Below are 24,445 nucleotides of genomic sequence, written 5' to 3' on the forward strand. Positions count from 1 at the left end.
TACTTTGAAAATTAGCGGATAAAAAGTAAGTTCAATTTGTTTTTATAATTCGGAAGTCAGTCTGATCGGAACTACTGAACTTTATGATTACTTATTTAACCGGGTTGGAAATATACCATTTTGGGATGCATGTTTCAAACCCATCATACCATTCCAGAACATTTTTAGCTTGCCTGAGCATCGTGTTGATTTCTTTGTTTCCGAATTTGATTGCCCCGGGAATTGATGAAAGCTGGTTGCTCGCAACATATAAAGCCATCAATTTGAAAAATAAAGCGGGCACTTTATGATGAAAATAGCCGTTTATGCGTCCTGATGCAAATAAGGCACTTATATCTGCACACCAGGTAATACGGTTGAATTCTTCCCAGGGGTCACCGTAGTCAAGCCTGTTAAAATCAATGATTCCCAGCTCTCCGGACTTTGTAATAATCATATTTCCAACATGATAGTCCCCGTGTTGGAAGCACTGAGGGCGATTTTCCAATAAATATCTGTTTTGTTCGATATACTCAATTATTTTATCTGCTCCCTCCAGGTGAATCCCACAAGCTTCATAATAGGCGATATTTCTATTTATTTTTTGATTGAAATGATCTGGCCATGAGATCTGATTTTTTGCCGCAGGAACCTGGTGAATAATTCTTAATATTTCTCCCGCTTTCACACCAAGCCTGTATTGCTCTTTGCTGTTCAGCTCCGGAAGGATATATTCTGCATCTTTCCCTGTAATCCAGGTTAGTAAAGAATAAACGGATTGACCGTTATTGCAAATTCCGAAATTAATGGGACGCGATATCAAAATATCAAGGTTATCAAGCTGTTTTATTGCTTCAAAGTCCTTTTTCTTGTTCTCATACTGAGAGATGTCCGATATTCTTAGTAATAATTCTCTTCCATCTGCACTTCGGATATAATATTTCTGATCGTTTGACCATCCCTTATTAATTGGCTCGACTATTTGCCATTTACAAGCGCCAGGAATTTCATTATAAAGTTTAATCACACTAACACCTCTATGAAAATTAAAACTTGATATCGCCATTTGTTCAGTCACAACTTTAGAGGTTTTTTATAAATATTTATTTATTTATTTATTTATTTATTTATTTATTTATTTATTTATTTATTTATTTATTTATTTATGTTGAACGAATATTCTCAAGAAAGGACACGGAAAACAGTTAATGGAAAAAATAAACACATGAAACCTATCCGTTTGTTCCCTCTCTTCTCAATTATTTTTGCTACTGCTTCAGGCTGTGTTTCAGAAAACGGACATTTAGGAACCTATGACAATGAAACAGAGGCTCTCTCATGTTAGAGACGGGATTCAAAAGTTGTGGACTGAACTGCGTGGAAGGCTGGAGCTTTATTGCGAAGTGGACAGGAGTGAAAATTGCTGACCTTTATTTTAGTACTGATTTGGAAGTACCCTAAATTATAGAGCCATTACCTCAGTGAAAACTTGAAGTTATATCTCAATCATTCCTTAGCGACTCGCTTATGCTCAAAACCATTAGAAATCTTTCTTTAGATAAACCATGTCAATAAGTTGTTCACCACATTCGAAAATTGGATGATTATAATTATCAATATAAAAATTTTTAACGCGATGTGACATAACAAATCCGCAATGTTTATAAAACTGAATAGTAAGAGGACTATCTCCCGTACCAACAAGCATGGTTTTGCATTTGCCTTTATAATATTCAAAGATGAATTTTACAAGTTGCTTCCCGTAACCTTGTCCCTGATACTTTTCATAAGTTGCTATATTTTTTAATTCGTATATACCATCATCTTCACGTGTTACCACACAGAGACTTTTCAAATCGCCATCATATAAAGTAAACATATCCCCGTGATCTAAATATTTATCAATCATATCTTCTTGTTCGTCTGCTAAAAGCAATAAATCAAGAAATTGTTTTTTGTTATCTAAAACTATTTCAATTTTCATGGCAAATCTCGGCTGGTATAAATAATTGGAATTTCACTGTTGGGTGAAAACCAAATTATCAATCAATTTTAAAATTATCGTAGGATAAATGATGTAGAAATTACAGTTAAACACCAACAACAATATTAATATATCCACACTATAGTATAGTTTACCCAATATAGTATACAGTTTAATATATAGTGTGCAGTTTAAAAAATATTGTAGTTTAGCCAATACAGTACACTGTTTAAAATATATTGTGGTTTTCCCAATATAGTATACTGTTTTAAATATAGTATACTATTTATCCAAATATAGTATACTATTGTCAGTATTGCAGAATCAAAAAACAAAGCTGGCATTTGCTCTCTAATAAAAATACTTGGAGATAAGAGCACATTGCGAGGAAAAAGATACAATTCCAGAGTATTTCTGGATAAGTGGAGGGTAATTTAAGTTGGCATCTCTCCATGTTAATACTTTAAACCCTGGTGATCCTTTTAGGGACTGGCTTGTTAAAGAAGTTGTTGGGGATAGGCTACGGAATAAAAATTGCTCTGTTAATGTTTTTAAATACAATTCCTCCCATACGGTCTGCAAGTACCAATTCAAGGGTGAACATTTTAGCGTTATGGCAAAATTTTTTGCCGAACCTACTGGCCAGTTGAAAGATTATAATCCATATAAAGGTATGATGAATGAGTACCGGAACCTTAAAAAGGCTGCGTCGGTAATAAATGTTGCCCGACCTCTTGCAATTAATAAGAATTTCAACTGCGTCCTTGTAACGGAACATATACCTGGTAAATCTCTGGGCTGGTGTATCCGACATGAAGAAAAGCTATATGAGAGGCTTTCTGCAGTTGCGCATATGCTCCGACAGCTTCATGAAAACACAAAATCTTCCTACAATAAGGAAAATGAATTCAGAAATTATCATGAAGTTCTTGGTCAGCTGAAACTGGACAATGGCACTAGAGAGACTTTCAATAAATTACTTGGAGAGTGGTGGTATAGTTCTCTGCTCAACAGGGAATACGGCTGCATGGTTCACAGGGATGTTAATCCTTCAAATTACATATTTTGCAAAGGTAAACCCTATGCCCTTGATTTTGAAAGCTCCTGGTTCGAGGCGCATCCGATCAGAGATCTTGGAATTCTAGCTGCAGAGCTTAAAAACGAGTTCGAGCTGCATATGGGAGGAGGGGAGAAAGCTGAACCGTATATAGGGAATTTCCTATGGGAATACAGCAGCGATGAAAAAGATTTTTACTATATTACCAGAACTTTGCCTTTTTTCATGAGTATAGGACTCCTCCGCTCAGCAAGGCTTCATCAGGGCTGCCATAGAAACTACCTCATCAAAGAGGCACATGAATGTTTAAAGGGAATTAATACAGATAAAAAATAAGAAATTATCTCCAAAGAAGCATGTGAGTACTTAAAGACAATGTTAGCGCTTAAAGGCAATGTGAGCGCTTAAAGGCAATTAATTACGGATAAAACATGAAGTAGAAGCTTAAATGAAAGGGATACGGGAGGAAAGAGCATATCGGAGAATTACGGACCTGAAGTAAGCAAGGATGAAGTTACATTTCTTAGTCATTCTCTTGCAAAGGGAGAGGAGGCATTTGAAAGCTATCCTATAAAAGGGGTTATCTTTGACTGCTACGAGACCCTCATTGATATTCATACTGATGAACATAGTCTGGAGACATATAAAGTACTGAGCGCATGGCTTGCCTATCAGGGAGTGAAAATCGAGCCCGAAAAGCTTTGGGATACGTACATGTTTAAGGTCAGGCAGGAAATGGAGAATTCCAGGGAAGTGTATCCAGAGATCAAGGTAGAGGAAATCTTTGCAGAGATTTGCAGGGAAAATTCGATCTGGAATATTGACGAAAACAGCCTGGGAGTAGAAGCCTCAAGGGTCTTTCGGGCAGCTTCTATGCGGAAACTCCGGGCTTTTCCCCAGAGCATCAAACTGATTGAACATTGCATAAATATTCCCAAGTGTGTAATCTCCAATGGGCAAAGAGTTTTTTCCGAACTGGAACTTAGGTTTCTTGGGCTCCACGACTATTTTGACTTTGTTATCTTCTCGTCGGATGTAGGATACAAAAAACCTGACCTCAGACTTTTTATGACTGCGCTCAAAAGGATGGGCCTTGAACTCGAACCCAAATGTGTCGTGTCAATAGGAGACTCTAACGAAAACGAGCTAGCGCCTGCAAAAAAACTGGGAATGCGCACCATGAATATTAAAGAAGCCTGGGAGCTATTCGGATTGAAAGATTGATTCCATAAAATATTCTGTCTTCAAAAAAGTAATATTTGGGAGAAGATTCACTCGGTGATTCTCCCAATCACTCATATTTATCGGTTCTTTTATCAGTCCTACGGCATATTTTTTTATGTAAACTGTCAGAAATCCTCAGGCAATACCTTTCAACTCTTTTCTTCGAACAGCCGGATTCCACCAGATCACAGCGGAGCGGTATTTCCTGATACACGGCCCTTCTCCTGAGTCACGGTACAATGCCTCTCGAATAATTTCTTCAATCTCAGGTGTGACCTCCTTATAGATTGAGTAGAAAACCCTGTACATCCTGAGCATGTTCTCAGGTGATCTTATACTTGTATAATCAATAAACCTAACATAAGGGACTCTTCCACATGTGTAAAGGAGATTATAGATCAAAGGGTATTCCGGGTACTGGGGACGAGGTGTGTTGCCCATGATTTTCTTCCAGAGTTCGGCTTCAAATGTCTGCTCTGTGCCTACTCCACCAACCACACAGCAGTGTCCCTGTGTTACCTCTTCCATCCGGCTTATCTGGGTCATAATGTCACGAAACATCCATATGACGGTTGAGGTGATAGTAAGGTCATACCGTTCCCTGAAATCTTCAATATTCACATCCTGCCAGATTTTTGGGATAATATCATAGTTATTCACTCCGGCTTCCACAGCATTTTGAGAGATCATACGGATCATTCCTTTTGAAGGCTCAATAGCAGTTATATGATCAACCTTCTTTGCGAAGGGGATTACAAACGTTCCCGGGCCTGCACCAACTTCAAGAACTCTTGAGTGAGGAGAAACAACTCCATGGAGAGCGAGTGTAGAGTATACTGACTCTCCGAACTCGTAATTGTTTGTCCGCCTGGATTCCGAGTAATCCACTGCCCTTTCACTCCAGTCATCGAGCTCATAGTCCCTGAACATAATTTTAGACCGGGCATCATAGTTGTCTTCCCAGAATCTAACCCAATCTACAGGGGCTGTAAGAGAGTCGGAAGTCATGCTACTTTCCACCATAGTACACCCATCCTGCCGCTAACCTGATATATGCCTTCATTAGCGTGATTTTGCACGTATTCCTGAATAATCTCTCTGTCCCTGGAGTCCAGAGGTCGATGTTTTTCGACACGTTTTTCAACCGAAGTAACTGCCGAGGTAACTGACCGATTAAGTGTGTAATCGATCACATCAACGTTAGGGTACATTCCAGAATCATTGAGAATATTGAAAACTGTGATGAACTGATCAAACTCACCCTCATTGATCCCGAAAGCTTCCGTTAGTTTGAGTGTCTCTGAAGGAGCTTCGAACCCATGAGCAAGACAACAGTACCCTCTGGATACTGCCTCCATTCGTCGGATATGCGAAAGAATGTCCGAAAATTGCCAGAGTGCATGGCAGCAGATAACCAGGTCATAGTTTTTCGAATAAGCTGTCTCATCTACTTCCTGCCAGGTCTTTGGGATTATTTCAACATTGGAAAGCCCTCTGTTCTGCGCATATGACATCAATGCTGCTGCCATCCTTTCCGCAGGCTCGACAGCGGTCACCCTGCATACCCTCTCTGCAAATGGGATCGTTATTGCACCTGGGCCTGATGCAATATCTAAAATATGCCAATCCTTCTGCAGTAGCCCTTCCTTTTCAAACAGGTTGAGGATATTACGGCCATGGTTACAGTCACTTGCCAGTACCATATCAGAATAATCCTCTGCCCTTTGATTCCAGTAGTTAGTGGTAGAAAGCCTATTCATCTCACCGATGCCTGAAGCCCAGGCCGTCTCCCAATCGATCTGCGTAACCATATTATTCCTTCAAAATTATTAATTAACTAAATATTAGTATTAAGATATAATAACTTATTTCTTTATTATAATGAAATATATGAAAAGAAATATAAATAGTAACAACATACACCCTGTAATTTTCATAACAAAAGATACGCAGATGTAGCAAGATGACCATGATTCTTGATGTTCAACAGTTGTGTGTACATTTTCCCGTTTCAAGCACCGTCGTCCGGGCGGTTGATGGGGTTGACATTAACATCGAACAGTCCGAGACACTTGCAGTTATAGGAGAGAGCGGTAGCGGAAAATCGGTACTGGGTCTGGCGCTACTAGGGCTGCTGCCTGCAAATTGCACTGTAAACGGAGTTATACGATATCATGGGGATGATCTTCTAACCCTTTCTGAAACTGAACTTGAAATGATCCGTGGCAGAAAGATTGCATGGGTTCCTCAGAACCCCGCAGGAGCAATGAATCCTTCGATGACTGTGGGAAACCAGATAGGAGAACCGATCTCTCTCCATATAGAAAAAGACAAAAATAAAATTAGAAAGAAGGTTCTTGAACTCCTTAAATTCATCAGAATAACTCCCCCTGAGGAAAGAATAAACTCCTATCCTTATTCATTCAGTGGCGGAATGCTTCAACGCTCACTTGTAGCTATGGGAATTTCAGGCCATCCGGAAGTGCTTATTGCAGACGAACCTACAAAGGGTATAGACATAATGAATAAGCAGGCTATCACCTACCTTCTTCGAGCTTTACGTGATGAAGGAATTACTCTGATTATCATCACGCACGATCTCCCATTTGCCAAAAACCTCGCGGATAGAATTGCAGTTATGTATTCCGGGAGGATAGTGGAAATAAGAGGGAGGCAGGAATTTTTTGATGGGCCACTGCATCCTTATTCCAGAGGGTTACTTCGTTCGCTCCCTGAAAACGGTCTTCACCCTATACCATCCGTAACAGGAGATTCAGAAGAAAACGATGGAGGCTGTAAATTTCGGTTTCGATGCGCATCTGCAATAGAAAAGTGCAGGGTCGAACCTCCTCTTATTCATCTTCTGGAAGGATCGGCTGTCAGGTGCTGGCTGTATGATTGAAGGGAGAAAGTCTCATGATTGAAGGAAGAGGCCTGACCAAGATATTCGCTCCCAATTCCCCAGGAAAAAACAGGATCATCGCTGTTGACGATGTAAATATCAGGATCGAAGCAGGAGAAACCCTTACTCTTGTAGGAGAAAGCGGATGCGGAAAGTCTACTCTCTCAAGACTGCTCCTCTTGCTTACTCCTCCAACACGGGGAGAGATATTCTTTGAGGGTCAGGCTCTTACAAGACTGAAAGGGAAAGAACTCCGCTCTATCCGGAAAAAACTTCAGATTGTGCCTCAACAGCCTGAAAGCTCCCTGGATCCCAGATGGACGATAGCTTACTCAATCTGCGAACCTTTCCGCATACATCCTGATTCGTTACACGGAAGGCAGATGGATGAAGAGCTAAAAAGGCTTCTTAGGCTCGTTGGGCTCGAACCTGAGCAGGCAGCCAGATATCCTCACCAGCTCAGCGGTGGAGAACTGCAACGCGCAGTTATTGCTCGTGCTATCGCACTTGAGCCTTCACTTCTCATATGTGACGAACCGACTTCAATGCTTGATGTTTCCACTCAGGCATCTATTATACACCTCCTGAAAACACTCCAGCAAGACCTCGGATGTGCCCTTCTCTTCATTACTCACGACCAAGGGCTTGCACACGCTATTGGAGACCGGACAGCTGTAATGTTTGCCGGGCAGATAGTAGAAGAGGGACAGGGTATTCTGGATAGGCCATACCACCCATTTACTTGCAGAATCACATCTGTCTCTGATTCCGGTTCCTTACCACCATCTGAACCTCAAGGGACAAAGATTCCAGGTTCATGCGTATATTATCAATTCTGCCCGGAAAAGACAGAAAAATGCCTTCACAGCCCTGAAATGCTGGAATATGGAGATAGATGGGTGCGTTGCCATAACTTTTCACCTGCTTAATTAATCGTACACTCTCACTTGATTAATCATACACTCTCACTTGATTAATTGTACACTTTCGATATATCTCCTGATAGATTTTAGTGGTACAACCACAATCAGAGTGCTTACTCCAATAAATTATCCCGTATTGTCCCAACAAATTATCCATCCCAACAGGTTATCCAAAATTAAGATGATTACTCCAAAACTTCCTATGTATGTAAGTTTTTGCAGAGTTTGATGTTGATACATAACAGTATCAGGTGTGATTGGTAAATATGAAACGAAAAGAGGGAATTCTTTTTATTTTGCTGGCTCTCGTTGTCTTGGGAGCAGGTTGTACGGACAAAGAACAAAAAGGAGATAATCAAACATTGTCCATCTCGGGTCAATGGAGTCCCACCTCTATTGATCCTCACATATCGGGGACTGTTCCTCAAAGGCTCGGGTACGTAGAAACTCTTGTAGGAGTTGATTATGAAGGAAAGATTATCTCAAATCTTGCAAAATCATGGGAAGTCTCCAGTGATGGAAAAAAATGGACATTCAAATTGAGAGAGGGCGTTTTATTCCATGATGGGACACCTTTCACAGCCGAAATAATGAAAAAATCTCTTGAAAGGTCCTTTATCCAGTCGGCATCAACATTCGGAAAAATTCCTGTAACGTCGATTGAGGTTCCTGATAACCTAACATTAGTAATCAACCTCAATTCAACTTTCCCTGCACTTCCTGCTTATCTTTCCAAAGGAGAAAGTGCTGCTCTTGCCCCAGGATCTTATGATGCAAGCGGAAACGTCACAAAGCCTATCGGCACAGGGCCTTTTATCTTTGAATCCTGGAAACCGAACGAAGAAATTGTTATCGTCAAGAATCCCGATTACTGGGGACATGTTGCTTCAGTTGATAAAGTGGTATACCGGGTAATTCCTGAAGTACTTACAAGAAAGATGCTCCTTGACAGTAAGGATATTCAAATAGCAATGATTCTTTCGCCTGATGTTGCCGATAAATATAACGAAAAGGCTGATTATACAGTCCTTGAAGAGCCGATCGCTCGTGTAAGGATGATAGCGTTCAATACGGAAAAGGAGCCCTTCAGCGATAAAAAGGTACGTCAGGCTGTTAATTACGCTATAGATCGGGAAGCAATAGTGAATTCTGTTCTTTACGGATACGGAACCACAGCATCAGGACTTTTTCCTCCTCAGTTTTACTGGGCAAACAAGGATATTGCCCCTTATACTTACGACGTGGAGATAGCAAAAACACTCCTTGATGAAGCAGGATGGACCGACTCGGATGGTGATGGGATCCGTGATAAAAACGGCAAGCCTATGAAGATTACATTAGTTACTTATTCTGAAAGAGCAGAACTGCCGTCGATCGCTGAGGTGATCCAGCAGCAGCTTAAGAAAGTAGGCATAGAGACAGAACTTAAGGTCCTCAATACCGATGCCGCAAATACCCAGAGGAATAAAGGAGATTTTGATATTTACCTCGCAGGAAGGGGACTATTTTTCGTACCTGATCCTGATGAGATAATGATGACAGACTATCATTCAAGTGGCACATCAATCGACGGTTGGGGAGCATATCGCTGGCACAACGACACTGTAGATCAGCTGATTGAGCAGGCCCGAACCACTTCCGATGAAGCTGCCAGAAAAAAACTCTATGATGAAGTTCAATCAATTGTTGTCGAAGAAGCGCCGGTTGCGTATCTTAACTACTACGTTAATATCGACGTCACAACTTCGAACATAAAAGGATATCGTCTCCATCCTACAGAGTGCTCTTTCGACCTTCAGAACGTCTCAATTTCCTGATGTGGGTATTCTACCCACCACTTTTTCATTTAAAAGAGTTTGAGTGAGAATGATACGTAGAATTATACTGAACCGTCTGTTTCAAATGATACAGGTTATGGTAGGGATATCTCTCATCACTTTTACAGTAATTTCCCTTTCTCCCGGAGATCCAGCTGAAATTACGCTCAGGGCTACCCTTGGTACCGAAAGTCCACCTAAAGAGGCAGTAGCCATACTTCATAAAGAGATGGGGCTTGACGACCCCTGGTATGTCAGCTATCTAAAATGGATTTCAAGGGTTGTGCATGGAGACCTGGGATATTCCTATCAGACAAAAAGGAGCACTCTTGAAGAGATCAGGCATGCTCTGCCCACGACCTTCTATCTCGCCTCTCTTTCAATGTTATTCTCGGCTATCATAGCTATCCCTCTTGGAATTGCAGCAGCTCTGAGGCAGAACGGGCCTGTAGATCATCTCTGCAGGCTTACTTCAATAGTCTGCCTATCGAGCCCTGAATATTTTATTGCTATAGTTTTTATGCTCATCGGAGGCATCTATCTAGACATCTTTCCGGTTGCAGGAACAGGAGGAATAGAATACTTTATCCTTCCATCCCTGACTCTCTCTATTGGTCTTACTGCAATTACAATGCGTATCATGAGGACAAGCATGATTGAAACGCTTGAGCAGGATTATATAAGGACAGCACGTGCAAAGGGGCTCAGCCGCAGAAAAATTGTTCAACGACATGCTCTAAAGAATGCACTTCTTCCTGTCATTATATATATGGGAACCCAGTTCGGATGGATTTTCGGAGGGGCAGTTACTATTGAAACTATTTTTGCACTTCCAGGACTTGGGATGCTTCTTGTTAACTCTGTTTCTTCAATGGACATCATGGTGATGCAGGGATGTATGCTTACCTTCGCGGTGATCATAGTGCTTATTAATCTCTTTGTCGACCTAGCCCAGCTTTATCTTGACCCATCAGTCCGGGCTCAGGGAGAATAATAGGGAGAATATATATGGAACACTCATACTTTGACGAAAAACTGGCAGTTTCCGAAATGAAAAGAGTATGGGGAGTTTTGCGGAGCAATATAACGCTTACAATAGGAGTTCTGCTGTTTATTCTTATCTCCATGATGGCTGTAACGGCTTCGGCGATTTCCCCGCATGACCCTGCAGAGATGCATCTTGAAGAAAAGTTATCTCCTCCATCGGCATCTTTTCCTCTTGGGACGGACCATTTTGGAAGGTGTATTTTCAGCCGTATATTATATGGTGCACAGACTTCATTCTTCATTGCGGTTATTTCAACTCTAATTATCGTGCCTGCAGGAATTATCATAGGAATGTATGCAGGTTATTTCAGTAGGTGTGATGCTTTCTTGATGCGATTGGCAGATATCTTTCTTGCCTTCCCCAGTATAGTTCTTTCAATTGCGATTGTGGGAGTTGTAGGCCCAAGTCCTGCAGGAATTATTCTATCTCTTTCCATTCCTGGCTGGGCAAAATATGCACGATTAATCCGGGGATCCACTCTCTCACTGAAAAATAGCGGATTCGTCGAGGCAGCCAGGGCAATTGGAGCATCTGATAAATACATTCTTTTCCACCATATTCTTCCCAACAGTTATGGACCTATTATTGAGATTGCAACTCTTGGGTTAGGATCCAAGATTATTTCAATTTCCGGTCTTGGATTTTTAGGGCTTGGAATTCAGCCTCCTACCCCGGAACTGGGAACAATCCTGAAAGATGGACTTGTATATCTTCAGACTGCTCCTATGATGGCTTTATCTTCAGGAGGCATGATCATGCTGTTTGTTCTTGCGGTAAATCTCATCGGTTCCGAACTGAGATCGATTACTGATCCCCGGTCTGATACGATAGAATTTTAACTGGCAGGCAAAGAAAATAAAAAAAGAGGAGTTCAGCCCCTAAAAATTCGTTTCTACCCGATGGTATTTCAGCCTCTAAAAATTCATTTCTGTCTAAAATTATGATGTTTTTTGCTTTCCCAAATAATATAATAACAAAATCGAAAAAATATTTGCAATATCCAGTAATTGGAAAAACTTCCAGAGTAATTAGGTACATTTATACGCTGATACTTTAATATGCTGGCAAATTATACGCTGGCAAATTTGTTTTTTCGGATAAAAATGCAATCAACAGAAGCAAAAAGTATATTCTTATAAAATACTGGAGCGGCATTAAAAAGTAAGAAATATTTACGTTATCCAAAACCAGATATATTTAAATAATCGCAAGCACTCTAAACCCCAAGAATTCTTACACTATTTCCCAATCATGGAGTGTCTTTATGACAGAATCAGAAATTCCAAAAGAATATAATGCAAGTGAGGTTGAGGAAAAGTGGATGGATAAATGGGACCTCTCCATGTACCATTTCAACTGGGGAGAAGACCCCCGTCCCCAATACATTATCGACACCCCACCTCCTTATCCTACAGGTAATTTCCATATAGGAAATGCACTTAACTGGTGCTATATCGACTTTGTTGCCCGATACAAACGTATGCGCGGGTACAACGTAATGTTCCCCCAGGGCTGGGACTGTCACGGCCTGCCAACTGAAGTTAAGGTTGAAGAAATTCATGGAATCACGAAAAATCAGGTTCCACGTGCCGAGTTTCGCAAGATGTGCAGGGAACTGACTGCAGGAAATATTGACAAGATGCGTAAAACAATGCTGCGTCTGGGCTTTTCCGTAGATTGGAGTAACGAATTTATTACTATGGATCCCTCATACTTCGTAAAAACGCAGAAATCCTTTGTCAGGATGTATAATAAGGATTACATTTACCATGAGGAACATCCTGTCAACTGGTGTCCCCGCTGTGAAACTGCTATTGCTTTTGCAGAAGTCGAGTATGAAACAAGGCAAACAAAGCTTAATTTTGTCCACTTCGACAAGGTAGACATTGCAACAACCAGGCCGGAACTTATGGCAGCCTGTGTTGCAGTTGCAGTAAACCCTGAAGACAAACGTTACAGCCAGTATGTCGGTCAGGAGATTACAGTACCTCTCTTTGGCCAGAAAGTGACTCTGATTGCCGATGAGGATGTTGAGCCTGAATTCGGTACAGGCGCTGTAATGATCTGTACTTTCGGGGATAAGCAGGACGTACGCTGGTGGGTGAAATACGAACTTCCCCTCATAAAAGCCATCGACAAACAGGGCAAGATGACAAAAGCGGCAGGCAAGTATGAAGGCCTGAGCATTGCCGAATGCAGGGAAGCTGTAGTTGCAGACCTGAAGGCTGCAGGTTTCCTCTATGACCAGAAACCTCTGGAACAGAATGTCGGGCTCTGTTGGCGCTGTGACACCCCGATTGAAATCCTTTCGGAGCCTCAGTGGTTCGTAAAGATCGACAACGATGCAATCCTGAAAGCTGCGGATGAGATCAAATGGTATCCTGAATACATGAAAGTCAGGCTTCAGAACTGGACAGGCACAATGGAATGGGACTGGTGCATTTCCAGACAGAGGATCTTTGCAACTCCAATTCCGATCTGGCACTGCAAGAAGTGCGGGGAAGTAATGGTTGCAGAAGAGAGCTGGCTTCCGATTGACCCTAATGAGGCTGCCCCAAAGAAAGCCTGCGCCTGCGGATCAACTGAATTTGAGCCTGAAACCGATGTGCTGGACACCTGGATGGATTCCTCGATTACGGCATTACATGTTACTGGCTGGGAGAGTGAGCATGACCTCCGCCTGCCTGCGCAGATCCGTCCACAGGGTCATGATATCATCAGAACCTGGGCCTTTTACACAATCCTGCGGAGCCTGGCTCTTGAAGGCAAGAGACCATGGGATTCTATAGTGATTAATGGTATGGTGCTCGGGCCTGACGGACATAAAATGAGCAAGTCCCTTGGAAACGTTATCTCTCCTGAAGAAGTAACCACAAAGTACAGCGCCGATGCTTTCAGGCAGTGGGGTGCAGTTGGTGGTTCCACAGGTTCGGATGTAATGTTCCGCTGGAAAGATGTGGTTTCAGCTTCTCGTTTCCTCCAGAAGATGTGGAGTATCTACCGTTTCTCAATGTCTCACCTGAAGGGCTTCGGACAGGAAGATGCCGAAAAATTCCAGAAGGACTCTCTCCATATAATTGACAGGTGGCTGCTGAGTAAACTTAATAGGCTTGTAGACACCGCAACAAAGGAGCTTGATGATTACCAGTTTGATTCTACTTTCAAGGCCATACGAGGTTTTGCCTGGGAAGTCCTTGCTGACAACTACCTGGAACTCGTAAAAGGCAGGCTTTATGGTGATGATCCAGAAGGCAAAAGAGCAGCCCAGTATGTGCTCTACAGGACAACTAAAACTCTCTCGCTTCTGCTTGCACCTTTTATACCCTTCTTTGCAGAAGAGCTGTACTCCAGACTTAGCGACGAAAGCGTCCATACACAGGCCTGGCCGGCAGTCGATGAAAGTTTAATAAACGAAGAAGCCGAAGCTGCAGGGGAACTGATTAAAGAGATCACAGGTGAGGTCCGCAGATACAAGTCAGAACTGGGAATGGCACTTAATGCTCCTCTGAAAAAGCTTGAGATATACAATGCAGATATTGATACAGGGGATATCGCAGGCGCCGCAAACTCGAAAGTTGAGTTGATGGAAGGGGCTCCTTCCTTTGAATATGTGCCAGTGGAAGTTAAACCCAATATGGGGATTCTGGGCCCCAGATTCAGAAAAGATGCAGGTGCTGTAGTTAAAGCTCTCAAAGCCGAGAGTCCTGCTGCAATTGAAGCTCAGGCAGCTTCAGGAAAAATAACCGTTAATGTAGACGGCAAACCGATCGAGCTTGAACCCGAAGCCGTAGAGATAAGGAAAGAAGTGATTTCCGGTGGTAGGGAAGTCGATGTGCTTGAAGTCAGAGGCGCGGTTGTTGTAATCGTAAGGTAAGCTTTTGCTTACCTTTTTATGAAAACTTTCGATATTCAGACGATGCTTATTTTTCCAGCTTTTTACTAACAGCTGGAGACAGGACAAATTGAAAGCAAAACAAGCTGAAGGGGCAGGGAAGCTGAAAACAGGATATCCTCAGGTCCGGTCCCCTAAACTCAAACTCCTTTTTTAATTTGAATCTCGGCCTTAATTCTGCATATCGGCTGTTTAAATGATTTTTTAGATTCTTTTTCTCATATAATTTAAATATTATTTTCAAGATGCAGGTAGATTCTCAGTGTATGACATTATGAAGAAAATACATAAACTGTTCAGCTTAAATTGAGGTTTCCTATAAAGCCAGAGTTTCGAATATCGGACATTTAGAATCAACAATAAACTTTAAAAAATTTTTGAATCAATGAAAGTTCTGGCTAACTTCGAGGTGGTGAAATGACTCTATAATTTTACGTTGCTATGAAGTTAGTTATTCAGGGGTAAGTATCTGAATTTTACCAGTTCTCACAAAAATAAACAAAATTATTTTTAAAAAGTGAAAAGACAAAGACTCCCTTTTTCAATGTGAAACTTTATATACATCTAGGTAATCTGTTTCAGAAATGTATTATTCATACCTGGAGTTTTTATGACAAAAGTCGAAAAAGCATTATTGCTGCTAAAAAATATGGTTTACGAAAGCACCAGCCCTAAGGAAACTCTCAAGTTTGCGAAGTACTACAGGAATAAGGGTCTCGACGTGCTGGTTATTCTGTGGGGGCCTATGGGGGTGCTACTTGCAAAGAAAGATAAAACAAGAGGATCGCCCAAGTACGATGACACTGTACAGGAATGTATAGATATGGGAGTGGAGTTTCGGTGCTGCCAGCTTGCCTCGGATATGATCGGGCTTAAAAAAGAAGAATTGATCCCTGGAATAGAATTCATCTGCTCAAAAGAGGTAGCCGAACTCTTTCTGAAATATACTGAAGAAAACCAGTTAATCATTACTTTCTAAACTCCTGGACATTTCAAACTTAAATGATGTGTTTAAGCAATAACAGCTTTAAGCAATTAAATGTGTTTTATTGTAGCTTTTTCTAAGTCAGATTTTCTTCATTCAAATTCTAGCCTGCCCCCAACCGGTCCTTCTACGAAATATAAACTGAAACCGGCCTGTAGAATATGTAATCTACATCTCACTCAATTTTAGCCTTTTTTAAATCCCTTTTGCTCTTTACTTACCCACCCCAGTCTCTTCTCGGGATTGCAGATGCTCTTTTCGCTGCTCGAATTCTGTCATCCGAGTTCTGTTACCCAAGTTCCATCACCCTAGCTCCATCACCCTATTCACGTCTCGGGAGAGCGGTGCCCTTTTCGCTCGCTTCGTTTGCTCAAGAGGGCTGAGTTAGGGGGTAAACAGCGGTAATCTTTACACAGGTGGGTCGATTTAAAAATTGCAGATTTCTGCTTTAGTTGCTTGGAAGTCATAGAAAACCAAGGATTTCTTGGGAGAGGACTAATCTGCAATGTTTCGTTTTTCCGGTTTAATGGAACTGTAGTCGGGTCTGATAATCTTTCTGTAAATTTTATATTTTATATGAATAAGCGTAAAACCCCTAAGTCTTTAGCTTAGGGGATATAAGCGTCAACTTCACCCCTGATTTCGTATATAATATTCTACCGCCTCTTTACTAACATTTCCGATTGTAGATGCAAAATATCCCTCACTCCATAACATATTTTCACCCCAATAATACTTTTCCAGATATTCTTTTTGTGTTTTCCATAACCCGTTCGTAGATTCTTGCTTCAATTTTCTGACAATAGATAAAACACTAACTTTTGGTTCACTCTTAATCAATAAATGAATATGGTGTCAGTTTCCATTTCAAGGATTTCAAAGTTAGACTCTTTTGAAATGTCAATCATAATCTGTTTGAGTTCTTCGCTAATTGGTTCAAGTATGACTTTTCGGTATTTGCAAACGAAAATAATGTGTTACATTAACAAAAATTTGCTATGATTCCGTGTTTCATACTTTATATTTACCAAAAAAGTATATATATTGTTAAACCATTTAATACCTTGTATGACGAAAGCGTTCAAATTTAGGCTCTATCCTACAGCTACACAAGCTGTTCAGTTAAATCAGCATATAGGTAGCTGTAGGTTTGTCTACAATTGGGCACTTGATCAGAAAATTAAAACTTATGAACAGACAGGAAAATCAATTTCCAGATTTGACTTAAACAAAAAGCTTCCTGTCTTGAAAGCTTCTAATGAATGGTTAGGAGAAGTCAATTCTCAATCATTGCAGGGAATGACTAAGCAGGTTGAGTCTGCCTTCACTCGATTTTTCCGAGAGAAGAACGGCTTTCCTAAGTTCAAATCTAAGAAAAACCCAATTCAATCTTTTCCTGTACCTCAACACTACTCCGTAGACTTTGAAAAAAACACTGTTAAGCTCCCTAAAATAGAACCAATTAAAGCAGTTTTTCACAGGAAGTTTGAGGGCGAGCTTAAAACAGCTACTGTTTCAAGGACATGTCAAGGACATTACTACATTAGTATCCTTGTTGAAGATGGAAAAGAACTTCCTACAAAACAGAAGTATTCAGAATCTACTACAGTGGGTATAGATGTCGGGATTAAAGATTTTGCTATACTTTCCACAGGAGAAAAGATTGAGAATCCTAACTACCTGAAAAACTCTTTGAACAGGTTAAAGGTTCTTCAAAAAAGAGTATCAAGGAAACAGAAAGGTTCTAAGAACAGGGTAAAAGCCAAACATAGGCTTGCTGTACTACATGACAAAATAACTAATCAGAGGAACGACTTCCAGAACAAACTCTCTTTTAAACTCATAAGCGAAAACCAAGCAATAGCTCTGGAAACTCTGAATGTTAAAGGAATGGTTAAGAATCATCATTTGGCGCAGGCTATAAGTGATTCCGCATGGAGCAGTTTTGTAACAAAACTAGAGTATAAAGCTGAATGGTACGGAAAAACCATCCTGAGAATTGGGCAATTTGAACCATCTTCTAAAGTATGTCATGTTTGTGGATATCATAATTCAAATTTGACATTAAAAGATAGAGAATGGACTTGCCCAGACTGTAAAACAAAACATGATAGAGATATAAATGCCGCTATCAATATCAAGAAATTTGCTCTCATAGATCAAAATCTAATTGGATTATAACACCTGCGGAACGCGGGGAAGAGCTTGGGGACTTGCCCTCAATAGAGGGAGGAATGAACCAAGAAGCCACTCAGTCTTTAGATGAGTGGTAGTTCACAAAATTCCATACGCGTTTTTTTGATGTAGTTTAAACCGACAGATCTTTTTATATGTAATTTATTTTTTAAACTGTTCAGGGCTAATGGAAAATATCACATTGAGGAATGAATTATATGTTAATATGCACATATTAGAATAAAAATATAAAAACGCAAATCAAACAAGAGAGCGTTTGTGCACATAATTAGGGTAAAAATGGATTTTTATATAAATATACAACTTTAATATACGACTTTAAAATGGTTATTTGATATTGAATATTTCAGCCCTTCAGTCAATTAATTTTTGAGAATAAAAATAAAACAATTTTAGCAGGTGATTTCATGTTTTTACAGGATTATGAATTAAGTGAGGAAGAAAAAGTTCTTTTACAAAAAATTTTGGATGGCGATGTAGCTCTCCGCAAGATTGAGGAATTTGCAGACCCTGAAACTTCAGTAAAACTCAGACGGCTGGCAATACAGGAATTTGCAAAACTTGAATTTGAACATATCCAAAATTTTTCCCTTGATGTTGAAGCCGCATCGAAAAGGAATATTGAAAACATGATAGGGGCAGTTCAGATTCCCCTTGGAATTGCCGGGCTTCTTAAGGTAAACGGAGAATATGCGAATTCTGAATACTACATCCCACTTGCTACGACTGAAGGAGCTCTTGTTGCCGGTGTAAATCGCGGCTGTTCGGTTATCACGAAATCAGGAGGAGCAAACGTCAGAGTCTTTGAGGATGAGATGACAAGAGCGCCTGTTTTTAAGCTGGAAAGTCTTAGCAGAGCTAAAGAATTTTATGAATGGGTAAAATGTCCTGAGATTTTTGAAAAGATGAAAGTCGTTGCTGAAAAAACTACACGCTTTGGAAAACTGCTTTCTGTAAGACCCTTCGTAACCGGCACATACGTATACCTCAGGTTCTCGTATGATACAAAAGATGCTATGGGCATGAACATGGTGACTATAGCTACTGATGCCGTGATGCACCTCATACAAGACGAGTTCGGAGCGCATCCTGTTACCCTTTCAGGAAACATGTGTATCGACAAAAAACCGGCTTCAATAAGCACAATTCTTGGAAGAGGAAAAACGGTTGTAGCCGAAGTTACGATTCCAAAGGAAATTGTAAAGGAGACCCTGAAATGTACGCCCGAATCTATGTTTGAGGTAAATTATAGCAAAAACCTGCTGGGTTCAGCAAGAGCAGGAGCACTTGGTTTCAATGCACATGCTGCAAACATTATTGCTGCGATCTACTTGGCCTGCGGGCAGGATGCCGCTCACGTTGTTGAAGGGAGCACTGCAATTACAAGCATGGAGCTTACAAAATATGAAGAAATTCAATGTTCTGTTACTCTGCCTTCCCTGCCTGTAGGAACCGTTGGGGGAGGCTCTGGCCTTGGAACCCAGAGAGATTGCCTGAATATTCTCGGCGTTGCAGGCGCAGGTGACGTTCCCGGAATAAACTCTAAGAAATTTGCAGAAATCGTAGCTTCTGCCGTGCTTGCAGGAGAAGTTAACCTTATAGGAGCCCAGGCTGCAGGACATCTTGCCCGTGCTCATGCTCAGTTAGGCCGTGGAAAGTTCTAACGCAACTGTTGAGCCGCAACCGTTGCGCCGGTTGATCACGCGATAGGGTTTGGGGATAAGATCCTCAAACTTAAACGGTGCCTCTTTTTCGATCAAACCTTTTTTGAAAAAGGTTACAGGGAAGCAGTTTTTTTAAAAGGATTGCAGGGAAGCAGTTTTTTTAAAAGGCTTATAGGAAAACTTCAGGGGAAACGTTGTGGAAAACACGGAGATTACGAGGATCAGATCTTCCGGGTAAAACATGATCCAATAAAAATTCTTACCATTATTGGCAAACTCCAACTTCCTGATCGATAAGATAATCTTTTATGAGCGAGAATAAATTAATCATTGACTCTTCTTCCTATTTTTTGTGGTGAAGAAAAAGGATACAGAGTCAATCCTAATTTACAGAACTTTCGGGTATATTGCCATTGATTTACTGAAATTTTGATTTTTCTCAGAACAGTTTCAAATTTGGGCGTAACTTCAAATTTGGGAATAGTTCCCAAATCTGTAGACAGCTTTTCTATAATTCTTTAATTAATATATCTTCATTTGCACTCTTTTTTAATTTTTGAGAAAAGTTAATAAATCAGAAGATGTTAGTATCTATTGGAAATTTGTGGGTATGTGTATGGGGGTAATTAATAGGGAATCATGTAGATCAGCTCCTGAATATCTCGTTTCCCATCAAAAAACTCTGTCTAATTTGAGAAGTATATATGCTGAGAACATGACCCTTTAATTTCTCTATATACTTTCATTCAAAAATAATAGTTGGAGTGAATCAGAATGAAAGGAATTTTTAGCATTTTTAGAAAAGACGATAAAGCCTTCACAGGGCTCGAATCAGCAATTGTGCTGACCGCTTTTGTAGTTGTGGCAGCAGTGTTTTCTTATGTGGTGCTCGGGGCAGGATTTACAACTTCTGATACTGCCAAGAAGACTATCGATGAGGGTGTAAAACAAACTACTTCTTCCGTTGAACTTGCAGGTGATGTGATCGCAAAAGAAAGTACTACTACAGCCAATACTGTAGATACACTACTTGTCACCCTTCAGCTTACAGCAGGGCAATCTCCTGTGGATATAGGAGCTAATAGTGATGCTGGGATGCTGGTGGTATCGTATGCTGACAGTTCTATATATAGCCCAGAAGTGGCATGGTCTCAGTCATTTGTAGGAAATAACGATGGCGATACGGTTCTAGAACAGCATGAGAAAGTGCAATTATCTATCACTGTACCTAATGAAGACTCAGAAATAGCATTGCTTGCAACTGAAGGTGGAGCGGAAAACGTCGAATTCAGGCTTGAAATAAAACCAAAGATAGGTGCAATTGTTCCAATAACAAGAATAACTCCGGCACAGATCGATCCAGTTATGGTTCTGAAGTAATAATGGATTTTAGGGGGGGTACTTCCCCTTCTTTTATGTAAGGATGAAAAAGTTTCATTTTTTGTTCAGGTGGTTAATATGGAACTGGAGAAAAGAGTTGCAGATATGGAAACTGAACTTAAAATCGTAAAAGGGGAGATAAAGGAGTTACTCGTGGATATAAGGGACCTTGTAAACAAAAATGAAAATCCCTTCTTCAATGGCCAGAAAAATGGAGTTTCAAGGCTTGAAACAAAAGAAAAAGGGACAGAAGCGAAGAATAAACTATCTGCTGCTGAAGAAAATAGGGAGTTAGAGTTATCCACAGGCGTTCCAGAAACAGGTCTCGAAAATAGCAAAAATAAAAAAAGCGTTCAGGAACCGGTCAAAACTATTTTCCCAGATGAGGTCCCCGAAGAAAATATGTCACAACAGAAAGCTCAGATAAACGAAATACAGGAGATTGAACCTGAAGTACCAGTCCGAAAAATCGATACTTTTATCCTTGTCGAACTCATGCGCTGGGTCGATTATGCTATCCGGACAGTTGGGCACAGCAATCTGGAAGTCCTGCTTGACCTGTATTCGCTTACCGGGCCGCTTTCTGAAGAGACCAAATACGTTATCAAAAATATTGCAAACCTTTCCGTTGAAGAACCTGCATGTGAAGACAGGGTTAGCATGAAAGATAATATTATAGTGCTTTCGCAACTGAGTGCAATTCTCGACCCAAAGGAATTCAAAAATGGAATCCAGTCTCTTTATGAAGATCCAGGCTGGAGAGAAGACAAAAAAGGAAGACAGGATTTTTCTTTAATCAAATGTACGAACTAAGAAATCGACTAGATGTACGAACTGCTAAATCGAGTGAAAAGCAGATCAAATGTTCTAATTAAACCAGCTAATTTATTAGTGTTAATTTATTTTAGAAAATCCTGTATGATGTAAGAGTTATTGTCGCTTTGTAATAGAGTTATTGTCGCTTTGTAATAGAGTTGTTGTCGCTTTGTAATAGAGTTATTGTTGCTGTGGAATGTAAGATTTATTGTCGAACAGAACCAGCACTGCTGGCATAATTGGGGCTTATGAGATAAATAGGCTGATATAATCACTATTATCTAAACTAATGTATATTTATTTAAACTGATATACGTTTACTCAAACTTATCAGAGAATTGGAAAGTAAGGCGGGGGTCGAAAAATGAGTGGGGAATCGATAAGCTCTGCGATTCTAACAATAGCATCCGTTATATGTGCATTTTCATTTGTTTCAATTGTATACCCGTCTGTAATTTCTGCAGGAGACCCTATAGTCAGCCGTACCAATGAAATGGGAGACCAGATCCTGACAGATATGAAAATTTTGCATGAGACAACTGCCGCTGAAGGCTCAGAGGTTCACATATGGATTAAAAATGTGGGATCTAAGGGGATATCTTCCAGTTTGATTCAGAAATCTGACCTTTTTTTTGGAGAGGCCGGGAAATTTGAAAGAATACCATATGACGAGAATGGATGTCTGGCTCCTTGCTGGAATTATTCTATAGAGCAAAGCAACGACGATAACTGGGACAAAGGGGAAACACTGCAGATCAGATTAAAGCCTGCTGATGTGCCTGTCAGCAGAGTGAAGTATTTCATTAAATTTAGTGCATACAACGGGGTTTCGGAAGAGGCCTATTTTACGGTGTCATGATGGGATTCGGAACGGTTATTGCATCAATGATTTCGGTTGCAATTCTCCTCCTGGCATCTTATGTCTGCTCAAGCGGGGGGTTTTACATGGCAGACGTTCTTGCAAATTCAGTAATGGAAATGCAGGAAAATGAAAATGAGATCATGAAAACCGAAATTGAGATTACAAACATCTCTGCAAATGAGGCCGGTATTTTCGTGTCCCTGAATAATATGGGCTCCACAAAGGTAGGAGACTATGATTACATGGACGTGATCGTTAAGTACTCCAACGCATCAGGCAGTGCAAAAACCATATGGGTTCCCTACAAGGAAGATTCAGACACATTAGAAAACAAATGGACTGTGGGAAATATAAGTCCAGATCTGGTAAATCCTGGAATTCTTGATCCGGGTGAGGAGATGGAATTGCAGATTTTGCTCGAAGATTCCTTGGAAAACAAGAGTGTAAACTGGCTGCTTGTAGCTGCCCCAAATGGAGCAAAGGCTTCAGGATATTTTAAACGTCTGTATTAGACGATTGATTCAATATTCCTGAATTAGGTGATTGATTCAATAGCCCGAACTAGATAACTAGTTCGATAATCCAAAATTAGAGAACTGGTTCGATAGTCCAGAATTAGAGAACTGGTTCAATAGTCCAGAATTAGAGTACTGACTTGAGAATCTCGAACTAATAACTAGTTCGATAATCCAAAATTAGAGAACTGGTTCGATAGTCCAGAATTAGAGAACTTGGTTCGATAGTCCAGAATTATACAGGCTAAGTTAATGAATTGAGTTAGATATAGTAAGAAGATAAAAGATCAGGTAAGCTCTGAAAAAGGGGAGAGTCCAGAATTATACAGGCTAAGTTAATGAATTGAGTTAGATATAGTAAGAAGATAAAAGATCAGGTAAGCTCTGAAAAAGGGGAGAGAGGACGATTATGGAAGAAAATATGGAAGGGGCGTTATTTCTTGAAAACGAATCATTTTGTGAAGAAATACCAGATAATCCGAATATTGAGAAGGAAAAACCCTTAGAATTTATATCCTCAGGAAATCTGGAAATTGATAGGAAACTGGAAGGAGGCATACCCGTAGGTTCTTTATGCCTTCTCGAAGGGGCAAAAGATAGTGGAAAATCAATTTTCATGCAGCAGATTATGTGGGGAGCTCTGAACCAGGATAAAAAAGTTTTAGCTTTAACAACGGAAAAAACCTCCCGAAACCTGCTGAATAATATGGAAAGCCTGAAGCAGGATATATCAGATTATTTCATAATAGGTAGATCTAAAATTTTTGAAATAAATGCAAGCGATGTTGAAGAAAATCCTGAAATAAGTGAAAATCTTCTAGAGATAATGCTCGAATGCATAAAAGAATGTGAAGAAGAATTAATTCTAATTGATTCCTTAACGATCTTAGCGGTTAATGCCTCTGAAAATACCTTATTGAATTTTTTTAGGGAGTGTATAAAACTTTGTGATAAAAAAAAGACTATTTTAATAAGTGTTCACGGGTATGCTTTCTCCCAGGAAGTGCTTTACAGGCTAAGATCGGTTTGCAATTCATGCCTGGAGCTGAGAATTGAACAGGTCGGAGATAAGCTAATAAAGACTATGGAAATTCAGAAGTTGAGGGGTGCCAAAAAAACTACTGGAAATATGTTAAGTTTTGATGTGAACAGTGAGTGTGGGCTTAAAATAATTCCAGTTTCGAAAGTCAAAGCCTGAGAG

21 protein-coding genes and 1 pseudogene are annotated in these 24,445 nt (G+C 40.3%); 17 read left to right on the forward strand and 5 right to left on the reverse strand.

The features are described 5' to 3' along the window. Positions 1-91 precede the first annotated feature (91 nt). A complete protein-coding gene (locus tag MSBRW_RS14745; protein WP_048102769.1) occupies positions 92-1,006 on the reverse strand; it encodes an aminoglycoside phosphotransferase family protein in 915 nt (304 codons plus the stop codon). A 311-nt stretch (positions 1,007-1,317) separates the two neighbouring features. Here MSBRW_RS14745 and MSBRW_RS23960 point away from each other — a divergent pair, with 311 nt between their 5' ends. Next, a complete protein-coding gene (locus MSBRW_RS23960; protein WP_268990266.1) occupies positions 1,318-1,440 on the forward strand; it encodes a hypothetical protein in 123 nt (40 codons plus the stop codon). Between the two features lie 79 nt (positions 1,441-1,519). Here MSBRW_RS23960 and MSBRW_RS14750 read toward each other — a convergent pair whose 3' ends face one another. Continuing rightward, entirely contained in the window at positions 1,520-1,963 is a 444-nt protein-coding gene (locus MSBRW_RS14750; protein ID WP_011306966.1) for a GNAT family N-acetyltransferase, read from the reverse strand. Between the two features lie 439 nt (positions 1,964-2,402). Between MSBRW_RS14750 and MSBRW_RS14755 the strand changes: the two genes are divergently transcribed. Both MSBRW_RS14755 and MSBRW_RS14760 read left to right on the forward strand, forming a co-directional pair. After that, positions 2,403-3,356, forward strand: a complete 954-nt coding sequence (locus MSBRW_RS14755; RefSeq protein WP_011306965.1) for a phosphotransferase — start codon at positions 2,403-2,405, stop codon at positions 3,354-3,356. Positions 3,357-3,494: 138 nt separating this feature from the next. Beyond that, positions 3,495-4,244 carry an HAD family hydrolase gene (locus MSBRW_RS14760; protein ID WP_048102768.1) on the forward strand — a complete coding sequence of 250 codons (750 nt, stop codon included), beginning with the start codon at positions 3,495-3,497 and terminating at the stop codon, positions 4,242-4,244. 135 nt (positions 4,245-4,379) lie between these two features. Here MSBRW_RS14760 and MSBRW_RS14765 read toward each other — a convergent pair whose 3' ends face one another. Together MSBRW_RS14765 and MSBRW_RS14770 are read right to left on the reverse strand one after the other, a co-directional pair. Continuing rightward, on the reverse strand, positions 4,380-5,252 hold the full coding sequence (locus MSBRW_RS14765) for a class I SAM-dependent methyltransferase (RefSeq protein WP_230669782.1): 873 nt from the start codon (positions 5,250-5,252) through the stop codon (positions 4,380-4,382). After that, entirely contained in the window at positions 5,249-6,055 is an 807-nt protein-coding gene (locus tag MSBRW_RS14770) for a class I SAM-dependent methyltransferase (protein ID WP_011306962.1), read from the reverse strand. Before MSBRW_RS14770 ends, MSBRW_RS14765 begins: the two co-directional genes overlap by 4 nt. Positions 6,056-6,207: 152 nt before the next feature. On the opposite strand from MSBRW_RS14770, the gene MSBRW_RS14775 reads away from it, so the two are divergent. From MSBRW_RS14775 to MSBRW_RS14805, 7 genes are all read left to right on the forward strand, one after another. Next, positions 6,208-7,146: an ABC transporter ATP-binding protein gene (locus MSBRW_RS14775; RefSeq protein WP_011306961.1), complete on the forward strand. Its 939-nt coding sequence runs from the start codon at positions 6,208-6,210 to the stop codon at positions 7,144-7,146. A gap of 14 nt (positions 7,147-7,160) precedes the next feature. Beyond that, positions 7,161-8,075 carry an ABC transporter ATP-binding protein gene (locus tag MSBRW_RS14780; protein ID WP_011306960.1) on the forward strand — a complete coding sequence of 305 codons (915 nt, stop codon included), beginning with the start codon at positions 7,161-7,163 and terminating at the stop codon, positions 8,073-8,075. A 260-nt stretch (positions 8,076-8,335) separates the two neighbouring features. Continuing rightward, a complete protein-coding gene (locus tag MSBRW_RS14785; protein ID WP_011306959.1) occupies positions 8,336-9,886 on the forward strand; it encodes an ABC transporter substrate-binding protein in 1,551 nt (516 codons plus the stop codon). 49 nt (positions 9,887-9,935) lie between these two features. Beyond that, positions 9,936-10,880 (forward strand): ABC transporter permease, encoded by a 945-nt coding sequence (locus MSBRW_RS14790; protein ID WP_011306958.1) that lies wholly within the window; start codon positions 9,936-9,938, stop codon positions 10,878-10,880. A gap of 14 nt (positions 10,881-10,894) precedes the next feature. Next, the gene (locus MSBRW_RS14795) at positions 10,895-11,773 is read left to right on the forward strand and encodes an ABC transporter permease (protein WP_011306957.1); all 879 of its coding nucleotides are present in this window, start codon (positions 10,895-10,897) and stop codon (positions 11,771-11,773) included. Positions 11,774-12,198: 425 nt separating this feature from the next. Beyond that, entirely contained in the window at positions 12,199-14,808 is a 2,610-nt protein-coding gene (locus tag MSBRW_RS14800) for a valine--tRNA ligase (RefSeq protein WP_011306956.1), read from the forward strand. 628 nt (positions 14,809-15,436) lie between these two features. Next, on the forward strand, positions 15,437-15,805 hold the full coding sequence (locus MSBRW_RS14805; RefSeq protein WP_011306955.1) for a DsrE family protein: 369 nt from the start codon (positions 15,437-15,439) through the stop codon (positions 15,803-15,805). 636 nt (positions 15,806-16,441) lie between these two features. Here the strand turns inward: MSBRW_RS14805 and tnpA are convergent. After that, positions 16,442-16,785 (reverse strand): annotated as a pseudogene (tnpA, locus tag MSBRW_RS14810) (IS200/IS605 family transposase). Positions 16,786-16,879: 94 nt separating this feature from the next. Here tnpA and tnpB point away from each other — a divergent pair. From tnpB to MSBRW_RS14845, 7 genes are all read left to right on the forward strand, one after another. Beyond that, on the forward strand, positions 16,880-17,992 hold the full coding sequence (tnpB, locus tag MSBRW_RS14815; RefSeq protein WP_011306954.1) for an IS200/IS605 family element RNA-guided endonuclease TnpB: 1,113 nt from the start codon (positions 16,880-16,882) through the stop codon (positions 17,990-17,992). A 422-nt stretch (positions 17,993-18,414) separates the two neighbouring features. After that, the gene (hmgA, locus tag MSBRW_RS14820) at positions 18,415-19,671 is read left to right on the forward strand and encodes a hydroxymethylglutaryl-CoA reductase (NADPH) (protein ID WP_011306953.1); all 1,257 of its coding nucleotides are present in this window, start codon (positions 18,415-18,417) and stop codon (positions 19,669-19,671) included. A gap of 774 nt (positions 19,672-20,445) precedes the next feature. Then, the gene (locus MSBRW_RS14825) at positions 20,446-21,051 is read left to right on the forward strand and encodes an archaellin/type IV pilin N-terminal domain-containing protein (protein ID WP_011306952.1); all 606 of its coding nucleotides are present in this window, start codon (positions 20,446-20,448) and stop codon (positions 21,049-21,051) included. Between the two features lie 78 nt (positions 21,052-21,129). Beyond that, positions 21,130-21,864, forward strand: a complete 735-nt coding sequence (locus MSBRW_RS14830; RefSeq protein WP_011306951.1) for a hypothetical protein — start codon at positions 21,130-21,132, stop codon at positions 21,862-21,864. Positions 21,865-22,231: 367 nt separating this feature from the next. After that, on the forward strand, positions 22,232-22,726 hold the full coding sequence (locus MSBRW_RS14835) for a hypothetical protein (protein WP_011306950.1): 495 nt from the start codon (positions 22,232-22,234) through the stop codon (positions 22,724-22,726). Then, positions 22,723-23,241, forward strand: a complete 519-nt coding sequence (locus MSBRW_RS14840; protein ID WP_230669784.1) for a hypothetical protein — start codon at positions 22,723-22,725, stop codon at positions 23,239-23,241. The genes MSBRW_RS14835 and MSBRW_RS14840 overlap by 4 nt, the downstream gene beginning before the upstream one ends. A 412-nt stretch (positions 23,242-23,653) precedes the next feature. Beyond that, positions 23,654-24,442 (forward strand): ATPase domain-containing protein, encoded by a 789-nt coding sequence (locus tag MSBRW_RS14845; RefSeq protein ID WP_011306948.1) that lies wholly within the window; start codon positions 23,654-23,656, stop codon positions 24,440-24,442. The last annotated feature ends 3 nt before the right edge of the window (positions 24,443-24,445 follow it).

It is taken from the genome of Methanosarcina barkeri str. Wiesmoor (genome assembly GCF_000969985.1).
GTDB lineage: Archaea > Halobacteriota > Methanosarcinia > Methanosarcinales > Methanosarcinaceae > Methanosarcina > Methanosarcina barkeri_B.